The 18,413-nt window shown below is 35.5% G+C and carries 16 protein-coding genes; 10 read left to right on the forward strand and 6 right to left on the reverse strand.

Features of this window, described 5'->3' with window-relative positions:
* Positions 1-14: 14 nt before the first annotated feature.
* From JNL75_10765 to JNL75_10795, 7 genes are all read left to right on the forward strand, one after another.
* Positions 15-1,082, forward strand: a complete 1,068-nt coding sequence (locus tag JNL75_10765; GenBank protein MBL7790299.1) for a CoA transferase — start codon at positions 15-17, stop codon at positions 1,080-1,082.
* 86 nt (positions 1,083-1,168) lie between these two features.
* Positions 1,169-2,188, forward strand: a complete 1,020-nt coding sequence (locus tag JNL75_10770) for an amidohydrolase (GenBank protein MBL7790300.1) — start codon at positions 1,169-1,171, stop codon at positions 2,186-2,188.
* 2 nt (positions 2,189-2,190) lie between these two features.
* Entirely contained in the window at positions 2,191-2,820 is a 630-nt protein-coding gene (locus JNL75_10775) for an ATP-binding cassette domain-containing protein (protein MBL7790301.1), read from the forward strand.
* Entirely contained in the window at positions 2,817-4,040 is a 1,224-nt protein-coding gene (locus JNL75_10780; protein ID MBL7790302.1) for an FtsX-like permease family protein, read from the forward strand. The genes JNL75_10775 and JNL75_10780 overlap by 4 nt, the downstream gene beginning before the upstream one ends.
* The gene (locus JNL75_10785) at positions 4,033-4,599 is read left to right on the forward strand and encodes a hypothetical protein (protein MBL7790303.1); all 567 of its coding nucleotides are present in this window, start codon (positions 4,033-4,035) and stop codon (positions 4,597-4,599) included. Before JNL75_10780 ends, JNL75_10785 begins: the two co-directional genes overlap by 8 nt.
* Positions 4,600-4,681: 82 nt before the next feature.
* On the forward strand, positions 4,682-5,332 hold the full coding sequence (lipB, locus tag JNL75_10790) for a lipoyl(octanoyl) transferase LipB (GenBank protein MBL7790304.1): 651 nt from the start codon (positions 4,682-4,684) through the stop codon (positions 5,330-5,332).
* The gene (locus tag JNL75_10795) at positions 5,329-6,948 is read left to right on the forward strand and encodes a hypothetical protein (GenBank protein ID MBL7790305.1); all 1,620 of its coding nucleotides are present in this window, start codon (positions 5,329-5,331) and stop codon (positions 6,946-6,948) included. The genes lipB and JNL75_10795 overlap by 4 nt, the downstream gene beginning before the upstream one ends.
* On the opposite strand, the gene JNL75_10800 is transcribed toward JNL75_10795, so the two are convergent.
* Both JNL75_10800 and JNL75_10805 read right to left on the reverse strand, forming a co-directional pair.
* A complete protein-coding gene (locus JNL75_10800) occupies positions 6,941-7,723 on the reverse strand; it encodes a UbiA family prenyltransferase (GenBank protein MBL7790306.1) in 783 nt (260 codons plus the stop codon). The two genes, JNL75_10795 and JNL75_10800, sit on opposite strands and share 8 nt — an antisense overlap.
* Complete coding sequence (locus tag JNL75_10805; GenBank protein ID MBL7790307.1) at positions 7,723-8,493, reverse strand: DUF2520 domain-containing protein; 771 nt, start codon at positions 8,491-8,493, stop codon at positions 7,723-7,725. Before JNL75_10805 ends, JNL75_10800 begins: the two co-directional genes overlap by 1 nt.
* Before the next feature lie 55 nt (positions 8,494-8,548).
* Here JNL75_10805 and JNL75_10810 point away from each other — a divergent pair, with 55 nt between their 5' ends.
* A complete protein-coding gene (locus tag JNL75_10810; protein MBL7790308.1) occupies positions 8,549-9,874 on the forward strand; it encodes a beta-lactamase family protein in 1,326 nt (441 codons plus the stop codon).
* Positions 9,875-9,876: 2 nt separating this feature from the next.
* On the opposite strand, the gene JNL75_10815 is transcribed toward JNL75_10810, so the two are convergent.
* The 4 genes from JNL75_10815 to JNL75_10830 form a co-directional block, all read right to left on the reverse strand.
* Positions 9,877-11,442, reverse strand: coding sequence for a YdiU family protein (locus tag JNL75_10815; protein ID MBL7790309.1), 1,566 nt, complete (start codon positions 11,440-11,442; stop codon positions 9,877-9,879).
* A gap of 64 nt (positions 11,443-11,506) precedes the next feature.
* On the reverse strand, positions 11,507-12,421 hold the full coding sequence (locus tag JNL75_10820) for an alkaline phosphatase family protein (GenBank protein ID MBL7790310.1): 915 nt from the start codon (positions 12,419-12,421) through the stop codon (positions 11,507-11,509).
* A 306-nt stretch (positions 12,422-12,727) separates the two neighbouring features.
* The gene (locus JNL75_10825; protein MBL7790311.1) at positions 12,728-15,172 is read right to left on the reverse strand and encodes a TonB-dependent receptor; all 2,445 of its coding nucleotides are present in this window, start codon (positions 15,170-15,172) and stop codon (positions 12,728-12,730) included.
* A 269-nt stretch (positions 15,173-15,441) separates the two neighbouring features.
* Positions 15,442-15,771, reverse strand: a complete 330-nt coding sequence (locus JNL75_10830; protein ID MBL7790312.1) for a hypothetical protein — start codon at positions 15,769-15,771, stop codon at positions 15,442-15,444.
* A gap of 127 nt (positions 15,772-15,898) precedes the next feature.
* On the opposite strand from JNL75_10830, the gene JNL75_10835 reads away from it, so the two are divergent.
* Both JNL75_10835 and JNL75_10840 read left to right on the forward strand, forming a co-directional pair.
* A complete protein-coding gene (locus JNL75_10835; protein MBL7790313.1) occupies positions 15,899-16,843 on the forward strand; it encodes a hypothetical protein in 945 nt (314 codons plus the stop codon).
* Between the two features lie 108 nt (positions 16,844-16,951).
* On the forward strand, positions 16,952-18,413 hold a 1,462-nt coding region (locus JNL75_10840), incomplete at its 3' end, for a hypothetical protein (GenBank protein ID MBL7790314.1).

Consider the following 18,413-nt stretch of genomic DNA (forward strand, 5'->3'; position numbering starts at 1 on the left):
CTTAACGCTAAAAAATGAAACTTTTCGAGAATTTAAAGGTAGTAGAATTCGCAAGTGTACTAGCAGGACCTCTGGTAGGGAGTTTTTTCGCAGAGTTAGGTGCTGAAGTTATCAAAATTGAAAATAGTAAAACAGAAGGAGATGTTACACGAAAATGGAAGCTTCCTTCTGAGGACAGTTTGAGTTCATTTTCGGCATACTATGCATCTGCGAACTACGGTAAGTCATCAATTTTTCTAGATTTAACCCATGAATCAGATTATCAAATAGTCTGTGATATGGTAAAGTCTGCAGATATAGTCTTAGTAAATTTCAAACCCGGTGATGCCGTCAAGTTAAAACTAGACTTTTCGACTCTATTAGCCTTAAATCCAACTATTATTTATGCTGAATTGACAGGATTTGGTTCAGAGGACGCAAGATCTGCTTTTGATGTAGTCTTACAAGCAGAAACAGGCTATATGTCTATGAATGGAGAGAAGGATTCGAAGCCATTGAAAATGCCTTTAGCCTTTATTGATATTTTGGCTGCACATCAGTTAAAAGAAGGTATTCTTTGTGCTCTCATTCAAAGACAACAGACAATGGTCGGTCGTAAAGTTTCAGTTTCCCTCTATGATGCTGCTATTTCTAGTTTGGCTAATCAGGCCTCGAATTATTTAATGACTCATTCTATACCGAAGAGAATGGGATCTGAACACCCTAATATAGCCCCCTACGGAGATTTATTGCAAACTGCGGATGGTGCTTGGTTCGTATTAGCCATTGGTACAGACCGTCAGTTTATGGATTTTTGTACCGTTTTGAATCTTTCAAATCTACACAACTCCGATAAATTTAAAACAAATTCAGCTAGAGTTATCCATAGACAAGAACTTATAATTTTGATTAGTGCTAGCCTTATTCATAAAAATGCAGAAGAATTAGAAGGAATGCTGAAATCTAAAAATATTCCCTATGGCAGAGTATTGAATATGGATGAGGTATTTGATAATAAGCAAGCACAGAGGCTAATAATTGAAGATGAGATTGATGGGATGAAAGCTAGAAGAGTAAAGACTGTTGTTTTTAATTTAGACTGAAATACGTTGGGTTTAGACTATACAAGTACGCTTAATTTTTAGCAGCCTGCTAGCCTTTTTTCAGTTACTTTTGTTAATTATTTATTATGTTGCGTTCTATGATAAAAATTGATTCTCATACCCATATTATTCCAGAGACCCTTCCACAATGGACTCAAAAATTTGGTTATGGCAATTTTATACACCTTGATCACTACAAGGCTGGATATGCGCGAATGATGCAGGGAGATAAATTTTTCCGAGAAATAAAATCGAACTGCTGGGCCGCTGAAGAACGAATACGCGACTATGAAAAATATCAAACACAGCTTCAGGTAGTTTGTACGATACCTGTTCTATTCGGCTATCATGCTCAGCCTAGACATGGACTGGAAATTTCAGAGTATCTCAATGATCATATCGCTGACTTAGTGACCAAGTATCCAAAAAATTACATTGGATTAGCTACTTTGCCTATGCAAGATGCAGATTTAGCCATTCTGGAGCTTGAGCGATGCAAACAGTTAGGTTTTAAGGGTATTCAGATAGGCTCGAATATCAATGATAAGAATTTAAGTGAAGAAGAGTTTTTCCCTATCTTTCAAGCCTGTGAGCGATTGGATATGGCCATTATGGTGCATCCCTGGAATATGATGGGTAAAGGACAGATGGATAAATATTGGCTGCCATGGTTAGTCGCTATGCCAGCTGAAACTACTCGAGCTGCATGTTCCATGATATTTTCTGGTTTATTGGAGAAACTACCAAAACTAAGAGTTATGTTCTCTCATGCTGGAGGTGCATTTATTTTTACCCTAGGTAGAATCGAACATGGTTTTTATTGTCGCCCAGATTTAGTAGCTATTGATAATAATGTTCCTCCAAGTAATTATTTGGGGAAATTTTGGGTAGATAGTATCACGCATGATGCAGATGCTTTGAGGTATATTATATCTAAAGTAGGTACGGATAAGATTTGTTTAGGAAGTGATTATCCTTTTCCGCTAGGCGATTTAGAGATAGGTAAGTTTATAACAGAAATGGGATTGAGCGATATGGATGTAGAAAACATTTTTCAAAATTCAATTGTTGATTGGCTAAAGTTAGATTTGAGTTTATATAAATAATCATGTTAGTTACTCAAAATTTAAAATTTGAATATACCCCTCAGGTAAAATTCAATTTCCCAGATATCACTTGCTCCCAAGGAGATTCCATAGTTATCAGTGGAAATTCGGGAACTGGAAAAACCACCCTATTGCATATTCTAGGTGGATTGTCAAAACCAAACAGTGGTAGTGTGAAATTAAATGACACAGAGATTAGTGCATTAATAGGCTCTAGTTTAGATAAATTTCGTGGAAAGAATATCAGTATCATTTTCCAAAAAATGCATTTCATATCTTCTATCAATGCTTTGGAAAATATTCTTCTGGCTCAATGGTTGACTACAGGTATAAAAGATAAAAATATTGTTCTGGAGCTATTAGAAAGACTGAATATAGTAGACCAGAGAAACAAGGATATAAGTCAACTAAGTCAGGGTCAGAAACAACGTTTAGCGATTGCCAGAGCTTTAATAAATAAACCGAGTTTAATTTTAGCAGATGAGCCCACCTCTAGTTTAGACAATAAAAATGCAGAGATTGTAGAACGACTTTTAAAAGAATCAGCTACCTCTTTGAATGCGGCCTTAGTGATTGTCACACACGACATGCGTATGAAGGAACATTCTCAAAACTTAATTGAATTGATATGATAGTTTGGTTGGCATTTAAGAATATTTTTTCCAGACCATTGACGGCATCGTTGAATATTATCATATTCGCCACTGGAATAGGCATTATCTCTATGCTGAGTCTTGTACAGCGGCAGTTTGAAGATAAATTTGAAAAAAGTATTGAAGGGATAGATATGGTTATGGGTGCTTCAGGTAGTCCTTTGCAGCTAATTTTATCAGCAGTATATCATATTGATGCGCCTACTGGTAATATTCCTCTAGATGAGGCTGAGAAATGGATGCAACACCCATACATAGCTTCAGCAGTGCCTATGGCTTACGGAGATTCATATATGGGCTTCCCTATGTTGGGCTCTGATTCCAGTTATATCTCACATTTTGGAGCTAAGCTATCCGCTGGAAAGCTAAATAATCAAAACTATGAAGTAGTTGTAGGCTCTGATGTAGCTAAGAAACTGAGAATTAATCTAGGAGATAAGTTTCACAGCACCCATGGACAGGAAGAGGGGGGAGAAGAGCATGAAGATGTCAAGTGGGTTGTAACAGGAGTATTAGCGCCCACTGGAAAAGCTATTGATCGAATAATTATTTCAAATATTGAAAGTGTATGGGATATCCATGGCGAGAATGGATGCACCCATGAACACGAGGATGGAGAAGAATGTCATCATCATGCTCATGAATCATCAAAAGAAATTACAGCAGTCTTGTTAAAATACAGAAACCCTATGGCCGCTATGCAATTGCCTCGATTGATTCGAGAACAGTCAAAAAATCTGCAGTTAGCTCAGCCAGCTATAGAAGTGAATCGGCTATTTTCCCTATTAGGCATAGGTATAGAAGCTATACGATACCTAGCTTTTTTCATAATGGGTTTATCCGCTATTAGTATTTTTATTTCTATTTACAATACCTTGAAGGAAAGAATGTTCGAATTAGCTATGATGCGTACATTAGGAGCCTCACGATGGAAGGTATTTACCCTCCTCCTTTCCGAAGGCGTTATTTATAGTGTTATCGGTTATTTCTCAGGTTTAGTATTAGGAATTTTAGGTTTTAAATTCATTGCAAGCTTAGCCGAGAATGAATATCAAATGTCATTTAATCAACTTACACTTGATTTTCAACAACAGGCTATTCTATTAATGGTTTCGATTTTTATAGGAATACTAGCCGCAATACTTCCTGCAATCAAATCCTATTTTATACAAATTTCTTCAACCTTGTCTCATGAGTAATAAAGTAAAATGGTTTTTAGTTTTTATTGTTCTGACCTTAGTTTTTAATAGTCACAGACCAATTGAGACAACACCAGATGAATCCATTATGACATCTAACATCATTCATTTATCTAATAGTGAGATAAAATATGATTTAGAGGAGCTCTATGCGGGGGAAGAAATCCCTCAAGATAAGGATGTGGAGACAGTAGTGACATGGAATACTTTAAAAAATGTAAGGTATGAAGAACGACCAGATCCAGTGTATAAATTGGTACACAAACCAATTTATGGTAAAACAGTTCGTGAGTTAGAAGATAAAACCATACAAATTAAAGGGTTTATTATTCCCATTACTTCTAATACCTATGCGCTAAGTAAAAACCCATTTGCTGCCTGTTTTTTCTGCGGACAAGCAGGTCCAGAGACTGTCATGGGTATTCAATTTAGAAAATTAAAAGATAAACTAAAAACGGATATGTTTGTCACGCTCAAAGGGAAATTTATACTCAATCACGATAATCCCGATGATTGGATGTACCATATCATCGATGCAGAGATAATAGAAATTAAGTAGTAGTGAGCATTACGGTTTAGTCAGAGTTCTATTCTAAGAAGTCATAAACCATATTAAAATTTAGAATTATAAATAAGATGTAATGATTGTAAATGACTGGGGCTTGATAGACTACCATATTGCAGAATCGCAGCAGATAGACTTGTTTGAAAAAAAACTGGAAGCCAAAGCGCAAAAAAAATCTTCAGAAAACTATTTAAACATCCTTGAGCACAATCCTGTTTATACCTTAGGTAAGAATGCTGATGAGAAAAATATACTACCAATAGCTAGAACCAGTGGGGCTAGTTTTCATCATATCAGTAGGGGTGGAGATGTGACTTTTCACGGACCAGGTCAATTGGTAGTATATCCTATAATAGATTTACAAGACTTTAAAATGGGTGTTCGTGCCTATGTGACTGCACTAGAGAATATAGGAATAGAACTCTGTGCTTCTTATGGAATAGAAGCCAAAGCGTCTGAAGAGGAAGGGGTTTGGATAGATTTAGGAACGACTAAAGCTAGAAAAATTATGGCTATTGGTATCAAAGTCAGCCGCTATATTACCATGCATGGTATAGCCTTTAATGTCAATACAGATTTGAATTATTTCAGTTTTATCATTCCCTGTGGTATACCTGATAAAGGGGTAACAAGTCTTCAAAGAGAGCTAGGAAAGGAAGTGGACATGCAGGAGTTTAAGGATAGGTATGTAGAGGTTTTTAAGAAGTATTTCAATAGAGTAAGGTGAAGCAATTAGTCATTATTTTATTATCCATAGGATACAGTATTCTTTATTGTCAAGTTGACAATGATCATTACAGATCCATACAAAGTACTCACATTATTGGTCTGAATGAAATTACGAAAGATTCGATTTACGCTGTGGATATTAGCTTTGTCAATAATATCTCTGATTTTATTTATGATTCTTCTAATCAAGTTTTGTTATCTTATTTCGCTTTGTATTCATATGATGCAGGCAAAACAAAGTATGATTATATTACAGCGTATTCTGTTCGAGAAAGTAAGGTTCTATGGTCAAAATTAATAGATAGAACTAAAGAAAAGTATGATTTTATAAATGGAAAATTGTATGTCAATTCTCCTAATTATAGTGGCTTATTAGATGTTTTGAAAGATACTTTTATATGGAAGACAAAATCAAATATCATCATTCACCCCGAGTTATTATCAAAGAATATTGTTTTAGCGCCACGATTTAAAAATAATGACGGAGTTAAAGTTTGTGCTAGTTTAAATGCGATTACAGGCGAAGTATTATCGGATAATAATAACCTAGAGTTAAAAATGGGTATTGTTTCCAATCCAATTGTAAAGAATGATAATTTAATTTTCTTAAATGAACATTTAATTCAAATCAATTTAAAAACTGGGAAGTATTGGCAGAGTGAGCATCAAATGAATCAAATTTTAGAAAAAAGTGATAAAATTATTGGGGATATAGGATTAAACCTACTTAGCGCTGGTATTGGCATCGGTTTTGCGAGTGCCATTGGGTCAAGTATTGTTTCATTTCCAATACTTAGCATAGGTCTTCCAGGTTTGAAGACTAATGCCCCAATCTATGTCAATGACTCTGGTTTTATTTTTGTTGTTGGAATAGATGGGATGAGAAAGTATGATACAAAAGGAAAAATGTTGGCTTCAATTGGGCATGTCAGTAGTAATAACATTGAAAAAATTCTAATTGCTAATAATCAAATGTATTTTTCTGATCCTGGTAGTTATTTTTTGAATAATGAGAAGATATTTCTTTTTGGCTCAGCGTTTTACCTTAGCAAATTGAATAGTAATTTAGAAACTATAAATCGCATACACCTTTTAGATGAATACGATCAGTTATACAATAATTTAGGTCGTTTTCATGTAAAAACTGATTTTTCAGGCGATACTTTTTTTGTTTTGTTTAGAAATGGAATTTTATTTCTGGATACGAATTTGAGAATTATTGGAAATTTTTTTATGAGTAAAAAGGAAGATCCAGAATATAGAGATTTACTCCTAGGCAATTTTTATGAATATAAGGATTCAGTTTGGATTAGGCATTATCGTCATAATGGTTATATTTATTTAGAAAGACTTGATAAGAGTATTGATGTTGTAAATTCCCAACTTCAATTTATTAGAAGTATTCCTAAAAGAAATAGTTATAACATTTATTATCAAGATGATTTAATCACAGCAATAGTCAATACAGATGGTAAAAGTTATCTTTTAGATAGAAAAGATAGAACTATTATAGACATGCTACGAATTGAAAAGATTCAAAAGCATGATAATCAATATTACATTGCCAATTTGAATGGTTACTTTATTATCAAATCCGACCAACTCGTCAAATAAAACCTATCATGATTACGCCTAACATTATTTGCAATTTTATCAGCAGACTCGCTCTATTCCATTTTTCAAAATAGATATAATACATCTGCCAAAGCTGCATGATGAGATATCCAATGAAAATGAAATGATAATTATGAAGATATAAATAGGCGAGATAGCTGGTGAATATACCCAGACAAAATAGGATTGTTTTAAAAACGAAAGGTTCACATATTATCGCTATGGTTTTATATCCACATGCCTTATCTGCTTTTTCATCTTCTTTGTCCTTAACAAGCTCTCGTAGCAAGGTAGAGCTAAATATTAATATTGAAACAATATTTAAATCCATAGTCTTATCAAAATGAAAAACATGAAGTGAAGCCATGCAGAGAAAGGCTATGACAAGATTCCCAATCAATGGCATTTTTTTGAAATATAAATTGTAAAACTTCAAACAACTCCATGCTAGAATAGTTAAAAGAACCGCTTTGATACTTATAAATAGACTGATACTTATACTCAGAACTAATAGATTTTGTTCAAGTAAAAGCGCTCTAGATTTTTTATTCAACCATTGAATAAATTCATTATTCGGCTTATTTTTAAAGTTGGAATCTAGCTCTAAGTCTTTGATGTCATTGTCTATATTCCCCCACATAATCCATAAACTAGTCAATATAACTAATAGGATGTTCTCGAAATTAAAGCAATCGCATTGACCTAGAATGAGCATCTGAGCCAGTGCTACTAGTATTACGTTAGGTAATCGAATAGCTTTAAAAAAATCTAACACTAGACTTTTTTGTGATAATGAATTATGCTTTGTGTTACCTCTTTATAGATGTCTTTTAGCTGGGGATAGTCGTCTAAAAGAGCTAAATGTGCTTGAATGGTTTCTTGATCATTGCGCACTGCGGGTCCTGTTTGCATATCCTTCGGATTTCCAAGGCTCAGCTTATCGACCGTGTTTTTTATCAATGGTTGTAAAATATTGAAGTCCATGTTTTCATTTTTCAAATAATCAAAGGCAAGGGAATATATATAGTTTGTGAAATTATTGACAAAAACTCCTGCTACATTTAATTTCTGACGGTTCTCTTCATTCATTAAAATGACTTGTTCGGAAATAGTACGAGAAAAATCTACTAGCATTTCTTGTGCTTGGTCATTATTCGCTTCAATGATGAGGGGTATTTTCTTAAAGTTTATAGGTATATTTTTTGTGAAAGATTGGATAGGGTAGAATACGCCATAATTGGAGCTGGATCCTTTTAATAAATCCATACTTCTATTCCCTGAAGTATGCACTATGAGCTTATTACCTAGATTGATCTTACTAGCAATTTCTGCTATCGCTATATCTTTTACACAGATAATATAGATATCAGCATCATTTGTTATGGCATTTAAATTTCCTGTGATATTAGTTTGAGATACGTTCTGAATATTTCCAAGTGTTCTGTTACATATCTGCACTAATTTATTCCCAGAAGAGGTGACACTTCTTATTAAATGATAGGCCACATTACCAGCTCCAATGATAACTACTCTGTACGATTTCATCTATCTAATTTTAAACGTTACAATAAATTGACTTAAAAATACGTTTTTTTATAGAATGAAACAGGAAAATATTTTATGTCTCTTTATCGATGCATTTAAGCAAATTGTGTTGAAAAAACCTCGCAATTATGTGGAAAAACCTATATTTTTGCATGGTATGTTAGTTAGAGGTATATTACTTGTATTTATAGTGGGTTTAGGTCTTGCTAGTACTAGTTTCCATAGCCTGACTAAAGCTGCACCCAAGGGTCTATTGCTAAGAAAGCAACGTATAACTGCGATGCTAGAGGAAAACAGTCGAAAAAATGCCAATAACCAAGTCGTTGACTTAGTTTATAAAGAGTTCAAAATCGATAGTATTTTTAGAACCCTCTCCAGTAATAATCGCTTCAATGGGTGTGTTTTAGTAGCTCAGCATGGTCAGATAATTTATAAAAATTCTTTTGGTATAGCTAATCCTATTCTGAATGAACCTTTGAATACAAATTCAGTTTTTCAGTTAGCATCGGTATCGAAGACGATAACAGGTGTGGCTGTTTTGCAGCTCATAGAGGATGAAAAGCTGGGGTTGGATGACTTTGTCAGTTTATATTTCCCTTCCTTCCCTTATACTAACGTTACGGTGAGAAATCTATTAAGTCATACCAGTGGAATTCCAGATTATATTAAACTAAATCCTTCATTATATTCTACCAATACTGGGTATATCAACAATGAAGATGCATTGAATGCCCTTGTAGTGGCTAATTTGCCTCCTTCCTTTTCTCCAGGAAGTCGTTTTCGGTATAATAATTCTAATTATGCGCTTTTAGCCTTGCTGGTAGAGAAAATAACGGGGGTTTCATTTCCTCAATATGTCAAAACAAATATTTTTGACCCATTAGGCATGACGAATTCTTTTGTTGCCCATCCAGAAAAGATTTGGGAAATGAGTAATAGAACATTCGGATTTTCTGGAAGAAGTATGGCGTCTAATGATATGTTCGATGGTGTTTTTGGAGATAAAGGCGCCTATAGTACCGTAGAAGATATGTATAAATTCGACAGAGCACTCTATCCAAATATACTGTTAAAGGAGGAGACTTTAAAAATGGCATTTACAAATAATGTTTTTGATGGTCGTTCTAATAAGAAGTATGGCTTAGGATTTCGATTGAGAGAAGATCAAAATAATCAAAAGATAATATACCACAACGGCTGGTGGCATGGCTATCGTACTGCATTTCATAGACGTGAGACAGACAATAGTTGTGTAATCATCCTGTCAAATAGATTGGATCGCTGCGTTTATGCTCAGGCTAAGCAGCTTTTCAATATTCTTGATAACTATTATGCAGGAGAAATGTCAGAGGGAGAGCATGACGAGCCTAATGATGAGTAGTTTTACGAGCTACAACTCAGCATAGAACATCCTACCTTATCCCTAGCCCAGTCAGGTCTTTTAGCATACCACTTTTCGTTTGCAGGCTGTTCACTATAGGGATTTTTCATTAATGTAAATAGTTCATCGATTACACTATAATCTTCTTTCTCTGCTGATTCTATAGCTAGCTGTGCCATATAGTTTCTCAATACATATTTTGGATTGATTTTACACATAAACTCTTTGCGTTCTTCGTCGCGGCGCTTATCTAATTTTATTTCATGGATGTACTTTTGAATCCATTGTTGCCATTCTGTCTTTACTTGTTGTTCCATAGTCTCAAGCGAATAAAAAGATGGCGATAAGAGGTGAATAACTTCATCTACCTCCATGTCTTTAGCTACATATCCCAATTGTCGATAAAGAATCGTATAATCTGTTTCTGCCAACTTGAGAACCTTTTCCAACTCTGTAATTAGTTTTTTTTTTGAACTATCCACCGTTTCAAATCCTAATTTATTTGCTAACATCAATGGATACCGATCTTCCCATTGGTTATGATAGTTATCTAGAATCTCCTCCAATGCAGGAATATCTTCTATCAAAGGATAGAGCGAATTCGCTAATTGAACCAAATTCCAAAGAGCGATATTAGACTGATTTCCGAATCGATAGCGCCGGCCTTCTTTATCAGTGGTATTGGGCGTCCAGTCAGGGTTATAATCCTCTAACCACCCATAGGGTCCATAATCAATCGTGAGACCCAGTATGGACATATTATCTGTATTCATGACACCATGCACAAATCCTACTCGTTGCCATTCTAGAATGAGGTTCAAAGTTCTTTGACAGACCTCCCGAAAAAAGTCTAAATATTTTTTAGGTTCTGCGGTGGTAAGGTGAGGATAGAAATATTGGATGGTATAATCAGTTAATCGTTTCAGATTCTGAAAATCTTTTCTGCTGGCAAAGATTTCAAAATTACCGAATCGCAGAAAGCTAGGCGCTACACGACAGACTATAGCTCCTTTTTCTTGCTTCGGATTTCCATTGTACATAATATCTCGCCATACTAAGTCTCCCGAGCTTATAAGTGACAAAGCTCTAGTCGTGGGAATGCCTAAATGATGCATAGCCTCGCTGCATAAATATTCACGAATAGACGAACGCAAGACAGCAAAACCATCCGCATTCCTAGAGTAAGGGGTAGATCCTGCTCCTTTTAGCTGAAGGCTATATCTTTTTTGGTTATGAATATGTTCGAATAAATTGATGGCTCGTCCATCACCTAGCTGCCCAGCCCAATGACCAAATTGATGACCACCATAACACATAGCAAATGGTTTGGTTTCAGGATAGATTTCTGAACCGGAGAGAATCATTAAGCTCTGGTGACTTTGCATATCTTCCATACTTAGTCCGCATGCTCTAGCTAAATCATCCGAGTAATGAATCATTTTCGGCTGACTAGGTTTGATAGGATTTACAAATGAAAAGGCGGCACCTACTACCATCCTTGATTTAGCTGAGGTCTCGCTATCTGCAGGTAGAGATTTTATAAAGCTATGGTCTATATTTAGTTTCATTCGTACAGGGATTAAACCTTTCTATCTAACTTCTAATATCTAAATTCTAACTTCTAAACTCTGCCTAATACTTCAAATCCTTTTCAAAAACTTTAAATGACCATAATACATCCCCTTTCATATTGAAAGCTTTGATATCGCAGCAGCGATTAGACTCTTCTCCAGAAAACGAAATCTCACCAAAATTATGCGTGTTGAATTTCGTGCCTTCTATACGATTGTTATTATGACTGAAATAATTAATAGGAAAGGAGGTCAAGGGTGAAAGTGTAAAGTCATAAAGTGGATATGCATTTTCACGTTGTACACAAGTGGCTTCGGTATAATGCACGTCACCAGAAGTGAAAACAACCCCTTCTATTTTATGTTCATCTAAAAATGTCATCAGTTGGGTGAATTCCTTTGGATATTTTCTGAAATTTTCATAGCCACCATCACATAAAACTTGAATACCTGAAACAATGAATTTAAATTTGGCATCTGATTTTTTCAATTCGGCTAAAAGCCATTCCATTTGTTTTTCGCCTAATAGTTGGGAGTCTAGGATCTTAAAGTAGCGCACATCGAGCATAAAGAACTCCGCCTCGTTGTGCTTAAAGTTAAAATAGATTCCTTCTTTATCATCAGCTTGAGGTTGATGGGGCCACATCTCCTTGAATACTTGTCTCGCGGTATCTTTATTGAAAAATTCAGCACCTGCGTTATTAGGTCCATAGTCATGATCATCCCAGATAGCATATTGCGGACGCGACTTCATAAAGCTATCTAACTTGGCATTGCTTCGCTGCCTTTGATATGCCTTAATCATAGCTTCTTTCGAATTCCACTGCCATGGCTTGAGCATATATACATGGTCGCCCATCCAGATCATGAGGTCTGCTGGTCGAGACTCCATAGTATTGAATATTTGAAAGCTATAAAGATAAAAAGGAAATGCTTTAAGGGCGCAAGAACCTAGTTGAAAAGTCCAGTCAGGCATATATTATTTATAATGGCTACAAATTTAGGTTTTTCAAAAAGATTTTTTCCTTACATTTTTTAATAAAATTCAGTAATGCTATGGTAAATTCAATTAACGAAAATTAACTATATATAATTGCTTAAAATTTACATAAATTAACTAAAATTTACCGTTTACAAACCCAATCCTACCGTTTACAAATTCTTGCTTGCATTTCTTCACCTTCTAATTTAGTTTTGTAGGAGAAATTTTAGGGGTAAAATTCCAAAATACTAATTTATGTTGTAGTTAAAAAGCGACTGAAAGGAGTCGCTTTTTATACATCTAAAATTTCACCATGATACGACCATTGAATCGTCGACCTGTGAGGTAATTAGGCACAGCAAATTGATTTCCAGTATAATCCTGTATCCAATTCATAGAGACTTGGTTAAAGAAATCCACCGCATTAAATACGTCCAGGGTAGCCCATATGTTTTTAATCATTGATTTTGGCTTTTTCTTTTTTTCAGAGTCATAGATTCTAAAGGCGAATCCAATATCTAATCGCTTATATGCCAATAAATTGAATTGATTTCTATAAACCTCACTATTCGGTACACCAAAAGGTAGTCCTGACGCTAAGGTTAAGGATAGGTTGACCTTGAAACTCGGCAACTGTGGTATATAATCTTGAAAGAAAATATTCACCATTAGGAATTGATTGTTTGGTCGCTGAATATATCCTTGGGTTTCTAAAAAAGAGTCTCGCACTCCTCCCTGGGCATAACGTTTGTCATAAACTTCTTTTCCTGTGGTATCTCTGTATTTCATAAATACATTTGCCCCATTAAATTCTCTTGTATCCAGAATACCAATGTTAATCCAACTTTCAGCATCTTTTACAAATTCACCCTGTAATCTCAAATCAATACCACGTGCATAAGCTATGACGTTATTTTTCGCAGCATAACGCACCAAGACATTGTTGTACTGATAAGTATTGACGTCCCACATATGTTTATAATACGCTTCGGTAGTAAATTTAAATGGTCGCTTAAGTATTCTCATGATAACATCTACACCAGCTATGTAGTGTAGCGATTTCTGAGATTTGACATTGGTGATTAATTGTCCTCTTTCATTGATCATTTCTCTAATAAACGGGGTCTGGTTATAGGAGCCCACGGCAGCGTAAAATGATGTTTTAGGATTGGTTTTATAGATCATTTGAAGTCGTGGACTCACGAAGAATTCTTTATTGATACTCCAATAATTTCCTCTGATACCTCCTAGAATACTGAAGCTTTTTTTATCAGATATTTGGATGGTCCACTGGTCTTGAAGATAGAATTCCAGTCGTTGGCCGGTGAACTGATAATCTGCTCGAATAGGATTGAGAAGTAAGACCTGATTGGAATTACTTGGAATATTATACCCCGCACTATCCAGTCTATCCCATGAACTCAAACGCATTTGAAATTCTTCATTTTTAACCTTAACTCCTAGTTTTAGAGTATGTTTTCCTAGTAGAGCTGCCAAACTCAAATGACCATGCATTAAATTTGCCTGATAACTCTCTCTGCCCCAGTTTTGAAAGGTACCACTGCCGAATACATTTTTGAATCCTTGATAATTGCTAGAATTGACGTCTGTCTCTATTTCACCAATAGCATATTGTCCTGTGATATCGAAATATTGCTTTTCATCGATATGATAATAGGCTCCAGCTAGTTTAATTTTTAAATTCGGATTTGGTTTGAAGGTAATAGAATTCGCCTGCATCCAATTTTGATAACGATCTATTTCCTGACCAGAGTAGGCTACACGATAGGTAAGCGCAAAATTAGCTAAGCCGAAATTAGTCTCACGGTCACTCGGTATGATACTGAATTTATTAAATGAAATAACCGAAAGTGACTCGAAGTCTAGCTTGCTAGAGGGTTGAAAATGTAAATTGCTCTGTATGTCTAGAAACTCGGGAGTATATTGTCCTTTGGTTTCCTGACTGCCTAGCAAATAGGCATTGTTTCGATATCGTATTCCTGTCAGTATATTTAATTTTTTATCAAAAAGAGAGCCTTCTATATGCCCATTGACACCGAGTAGTCCAGCTTCTAGTGATCCTGCCCAATTTTTTGGTTTCTTGTATTGAATATCGAGAACAGAACTCAATTTATCTCCGTATTCAGGAGAAAACCCACCAGAAGAGAATTTCATATTCTGAACGAGTTGACTATTAGCGAAGCTAAGACCTTCCTGCTGCGCATTGCGTATAAGGAGCGGTCTGTATACTTCAAAGTCATTGACATAGAGGAGATTTTCGTCAAAACTACCACCTCGTACAGAAAATTGACTTCCCAGTTCATTATTGCCTCCTACGCCCATTCCTTGAAATTTCAACACATTCTCAATATTTCCTGAAGGATTGGTCTGCTCGGTGTTGACTTCTATTTCTGTGACTAGTTCATCTTTACTTCTCTCCTTATTGCGTTTAGAGGTAATTTTTGTCTCTCTGAGCTTAATAGAATAGCTCGACATCTCAAAGTTTATCGTTCTCGTTTCATTCGGTTTGAGAGAAACTTTTTTCTCTATCAGCTTATAACCCTCATAGCTCACATATATCGTTTCATTTTGATAGTTAGCTATACTGATTTCAAATTTTCCACTAGAGTCTGTGGTAGTTTTAGTGACATCATCATTACCTAGGGAAATAATAGCACCTACAAGGGGTTTCTTGGTTTTAGCATCTATCACCTTGCCTTTAATGACCCCAATCTGACAGACCAATTCAGAGGAGCTGGTAAATAAAAATATATATAGTAAAAACCGAACCACGCTAGCTAACGAAAAAATAGGGTATTAATTTTATCATCAAGCCATAAAAATAGGGTATACGAGAGAAATGAAGGGGAGAGAAGTTATCTATTTTACCATGAGCCTATGGTGCTGAATCATCTGCGTGTATGAATCGATGTCGCAGCAAGCCCTAAATGCACATAAAAAAGGGAATACATTGAATAATAAGGTCTTTGGTCTATGCGATATTACAAACTTCTCTACAATATCTCCCACCCAATAGCTTTATTCACAGTTGATTTGATGGCATTAATGGCTTCATTGATAGCGTTTTCTACAGCGAGAATTCCTAGCCCTTCTATAGTTAGCAGTACTACTCGCATAGTGCTTTTTTGTATATCGAGATATAGAAGAGCTTGCTCTTCAGTTATTTTACCTTCTGCTTTAAGTTTGGCTATGAGTTTAATATTCTCAGCAAAAGATTTCATTTCCTTTTCAGCAAAGGGTTTTACTTCTTTCCATTGAGTTGTTAGAACTCCTTTGGCTGCTTCCAACATATCTTTTGTTAATTGACTATAATTTATTTCCATATGAAAGTAATATTTAAAATTATTATTTCTCTTTTACAGACATAAACGAAGTGATGTCTGTGCCTTTTCATTTTGTTATTTGCTACAGGCACAGAAACCGTTGCACTAATTTCTGCGCCAGTCGTGGGTGTCTCAATCTTTTGTAAAAGCGGGGCACTGGTTACTAGGCAATGAGTCAAATATAAAATCAGGTACTTTCTATTATTACAGAGATGAACAGCAAAACTTAGACAATATATCTATAGGATTGACTACATGGGATATGGGAAGTTTTGCGCTTAATGTCACAGCCGTATTTGAGCGTACAGACAAACTCTATATGGAATGGCAAAGCAAGGCCTATAGTCAAATGATGCAAGGATACAATGAAAAGTTGAAAATCTATGAAGAAAAACTCGCAGCCATTCAAGTTCAGCAAGCCGAAGCCCGCCAAACCAATTCTATGTATTATCGTGAAATAGAGCAAATGGTATTGAGAAAAAACTGTATGGCCTATTTGCTAGAGAATAATTTTCTCACCGATAGTTTCGTAGGAGGTACCAGTATAGCAGAGCATGGTGTCATGCAGAATAAATCTCTGGAGGATTATGCATCAAAGGTGAAATTTTTGGAGCAGGCCTTTGAATGGGAAATTATGGGTTATCAATTCTATCCATTCTACTGGGCAGCCAAGGGCAAATGGGATGATCTGTACAAACAAGAAACCAGTGATAAACTTTTCACGAAATTCCTTCAAAGTGGTATGGCGCGGGTATTCGTAACTGTGAGACCGGGATTCGAAGAAGTGGTCAATTGGTATCTGGCTACAGGTCAGGTATGGATGGGTTCTCAACCTCCTGTCATAGGAGATCCTCTGTTCCTATCGATTGTGGATGAATTGAGACAACCGGCTAGTATCATAGCCGAAGAGTGGGAAAGCCGTGTGCCGAGTACACTGACTGTAATTCAGGCAGATACTATAGCACTCAATACTTCCGGGCTGCCTTGTATGCAAACATGCGCTCAACATCAGAGTCAAGGCTTTGAAGCAGATACTACTACCTTACCTAATTTAGAGGTGAAGGTGGATTAAGGGTAGAGTACCAAGACATGAAAAGTGAGTTTAATCTAAAAGACTTCATAGACATTCTATGAGGTCTTTTAGGAACTCATTTATTAAAAAAATAATAAATGAAGAGTTATGCCAATCGATATTCCTTCTAAACCACAGTTTAATCCGCATGAAGATATTCTGAAAGATAATCCAGTGCCGAGTTTTGAGAAAGATCTTCTGACCAATGGTTTCAAGAGATGGATCAACAATTCAAGTTTTCAAGTATATGCTGATTCTGACGTACTATATGGTGGAACAAAAGATGAAGTCTTGATACAGGGAGCAAACCCATATAAAACCAGTTTTACTAAAAATGATATAAAAATATCTATGTATATCTGCTCGGATGGAGCCTTACTTCTGGATATGTATAGAAATAAAAAAAGCCTTAATCTAAAAGAAATTCATGTATTTCTAGAAATTAATGATAAGCACAATATAGGAGGAAGTGTCATGCTAGTAAAAGCTAGTTCGGATGTTACAAAAGATAAAAATACGATCCCATTTGCGGATATATTGAGGACAGCAGAGGGTAAAAAAGTAAACTTATCATCTGGCCTTATAAAAAACCTTATCAATAAAGAAGTTTTGAAGCAAGAAAACAAAGGTTTTTTTCTTTTTCACTTAATAAAGGCTATTCTCAATGCTAAAGAAGTATTGGAGACCATAGCCCTAGAATCTGTAGGATATGTTTTTGAAGACCTGCTTCCTAATTTTATCGAACGATTCAAAATAGATGAATCGGTATGGAATCCCAATCATACTGATTATAAAGGCCATCTTATTCAAACCTTAGGATTAGATAAAGAAGTGCCGAAGCTTCCGGAAAAGGAAATTCAAAGGATAAAATCAAAGATATTTAATTACTTCGATTCTATAATTGATGATGGGCAGAAAAATGGCGATGCTTTTATAGCCTTACTAGAAGAAAACAAAATATTCTCTAAAGGTTTATATCTCAAAATAAAGAATAGCTGGGAGAAACTCCAGAACATTATTCTGTCTGTACGAAAAAGAATAGCACAGATCATAGAAGTATATTGGGAAGTACTTAAAATGGTTCCTCAAATGGTGGTGGCTTATCTATGTGGCCTAGTCAATGCAGTATTAGATGCACTTATAGGGCTTTTAGAGCTTATAGGTATGCTATGCTATACCGCTGCCTATGTAAAGGATCTGGATAATACCAAAGTACGCTATATCGTAGAACAAATAGAAAATTTACTCGAGATGAAATCAAAGCTAGATATAGGAGCTTATTTCGATCTGCTGATAGAAAAGGGACAATCTTTTTTACGCTCGGTATGGGGTCAGATAAAAAATGGAGATATATCTAAAATTAAACTAAATAAATTCATACCAGTTGCTTATTTTTGTGGATATTTTATAGGTTGGGTCGTTAGCATTTTCCTAGAGGCGTTTTTTACAGGCGGTATAGCAGCAGTAGAGAATATCGTAGCCAATATAGGCTCGCTGGGTAGTAGAATGCTACGTGGTGTAAAGCGTGTAGGAGAGATGGGAGAAGAGGCACTAGAAAAATTTATCACCT

It is taken from the genome of Chitinophagales bacterium, from assembly GCA_016787225.1.
Taxonomy (GTDB): Bacteria; Bacteroidota; Bacteroidia; order Chitinophagales; family JADJOU01; genus CHPMRC01.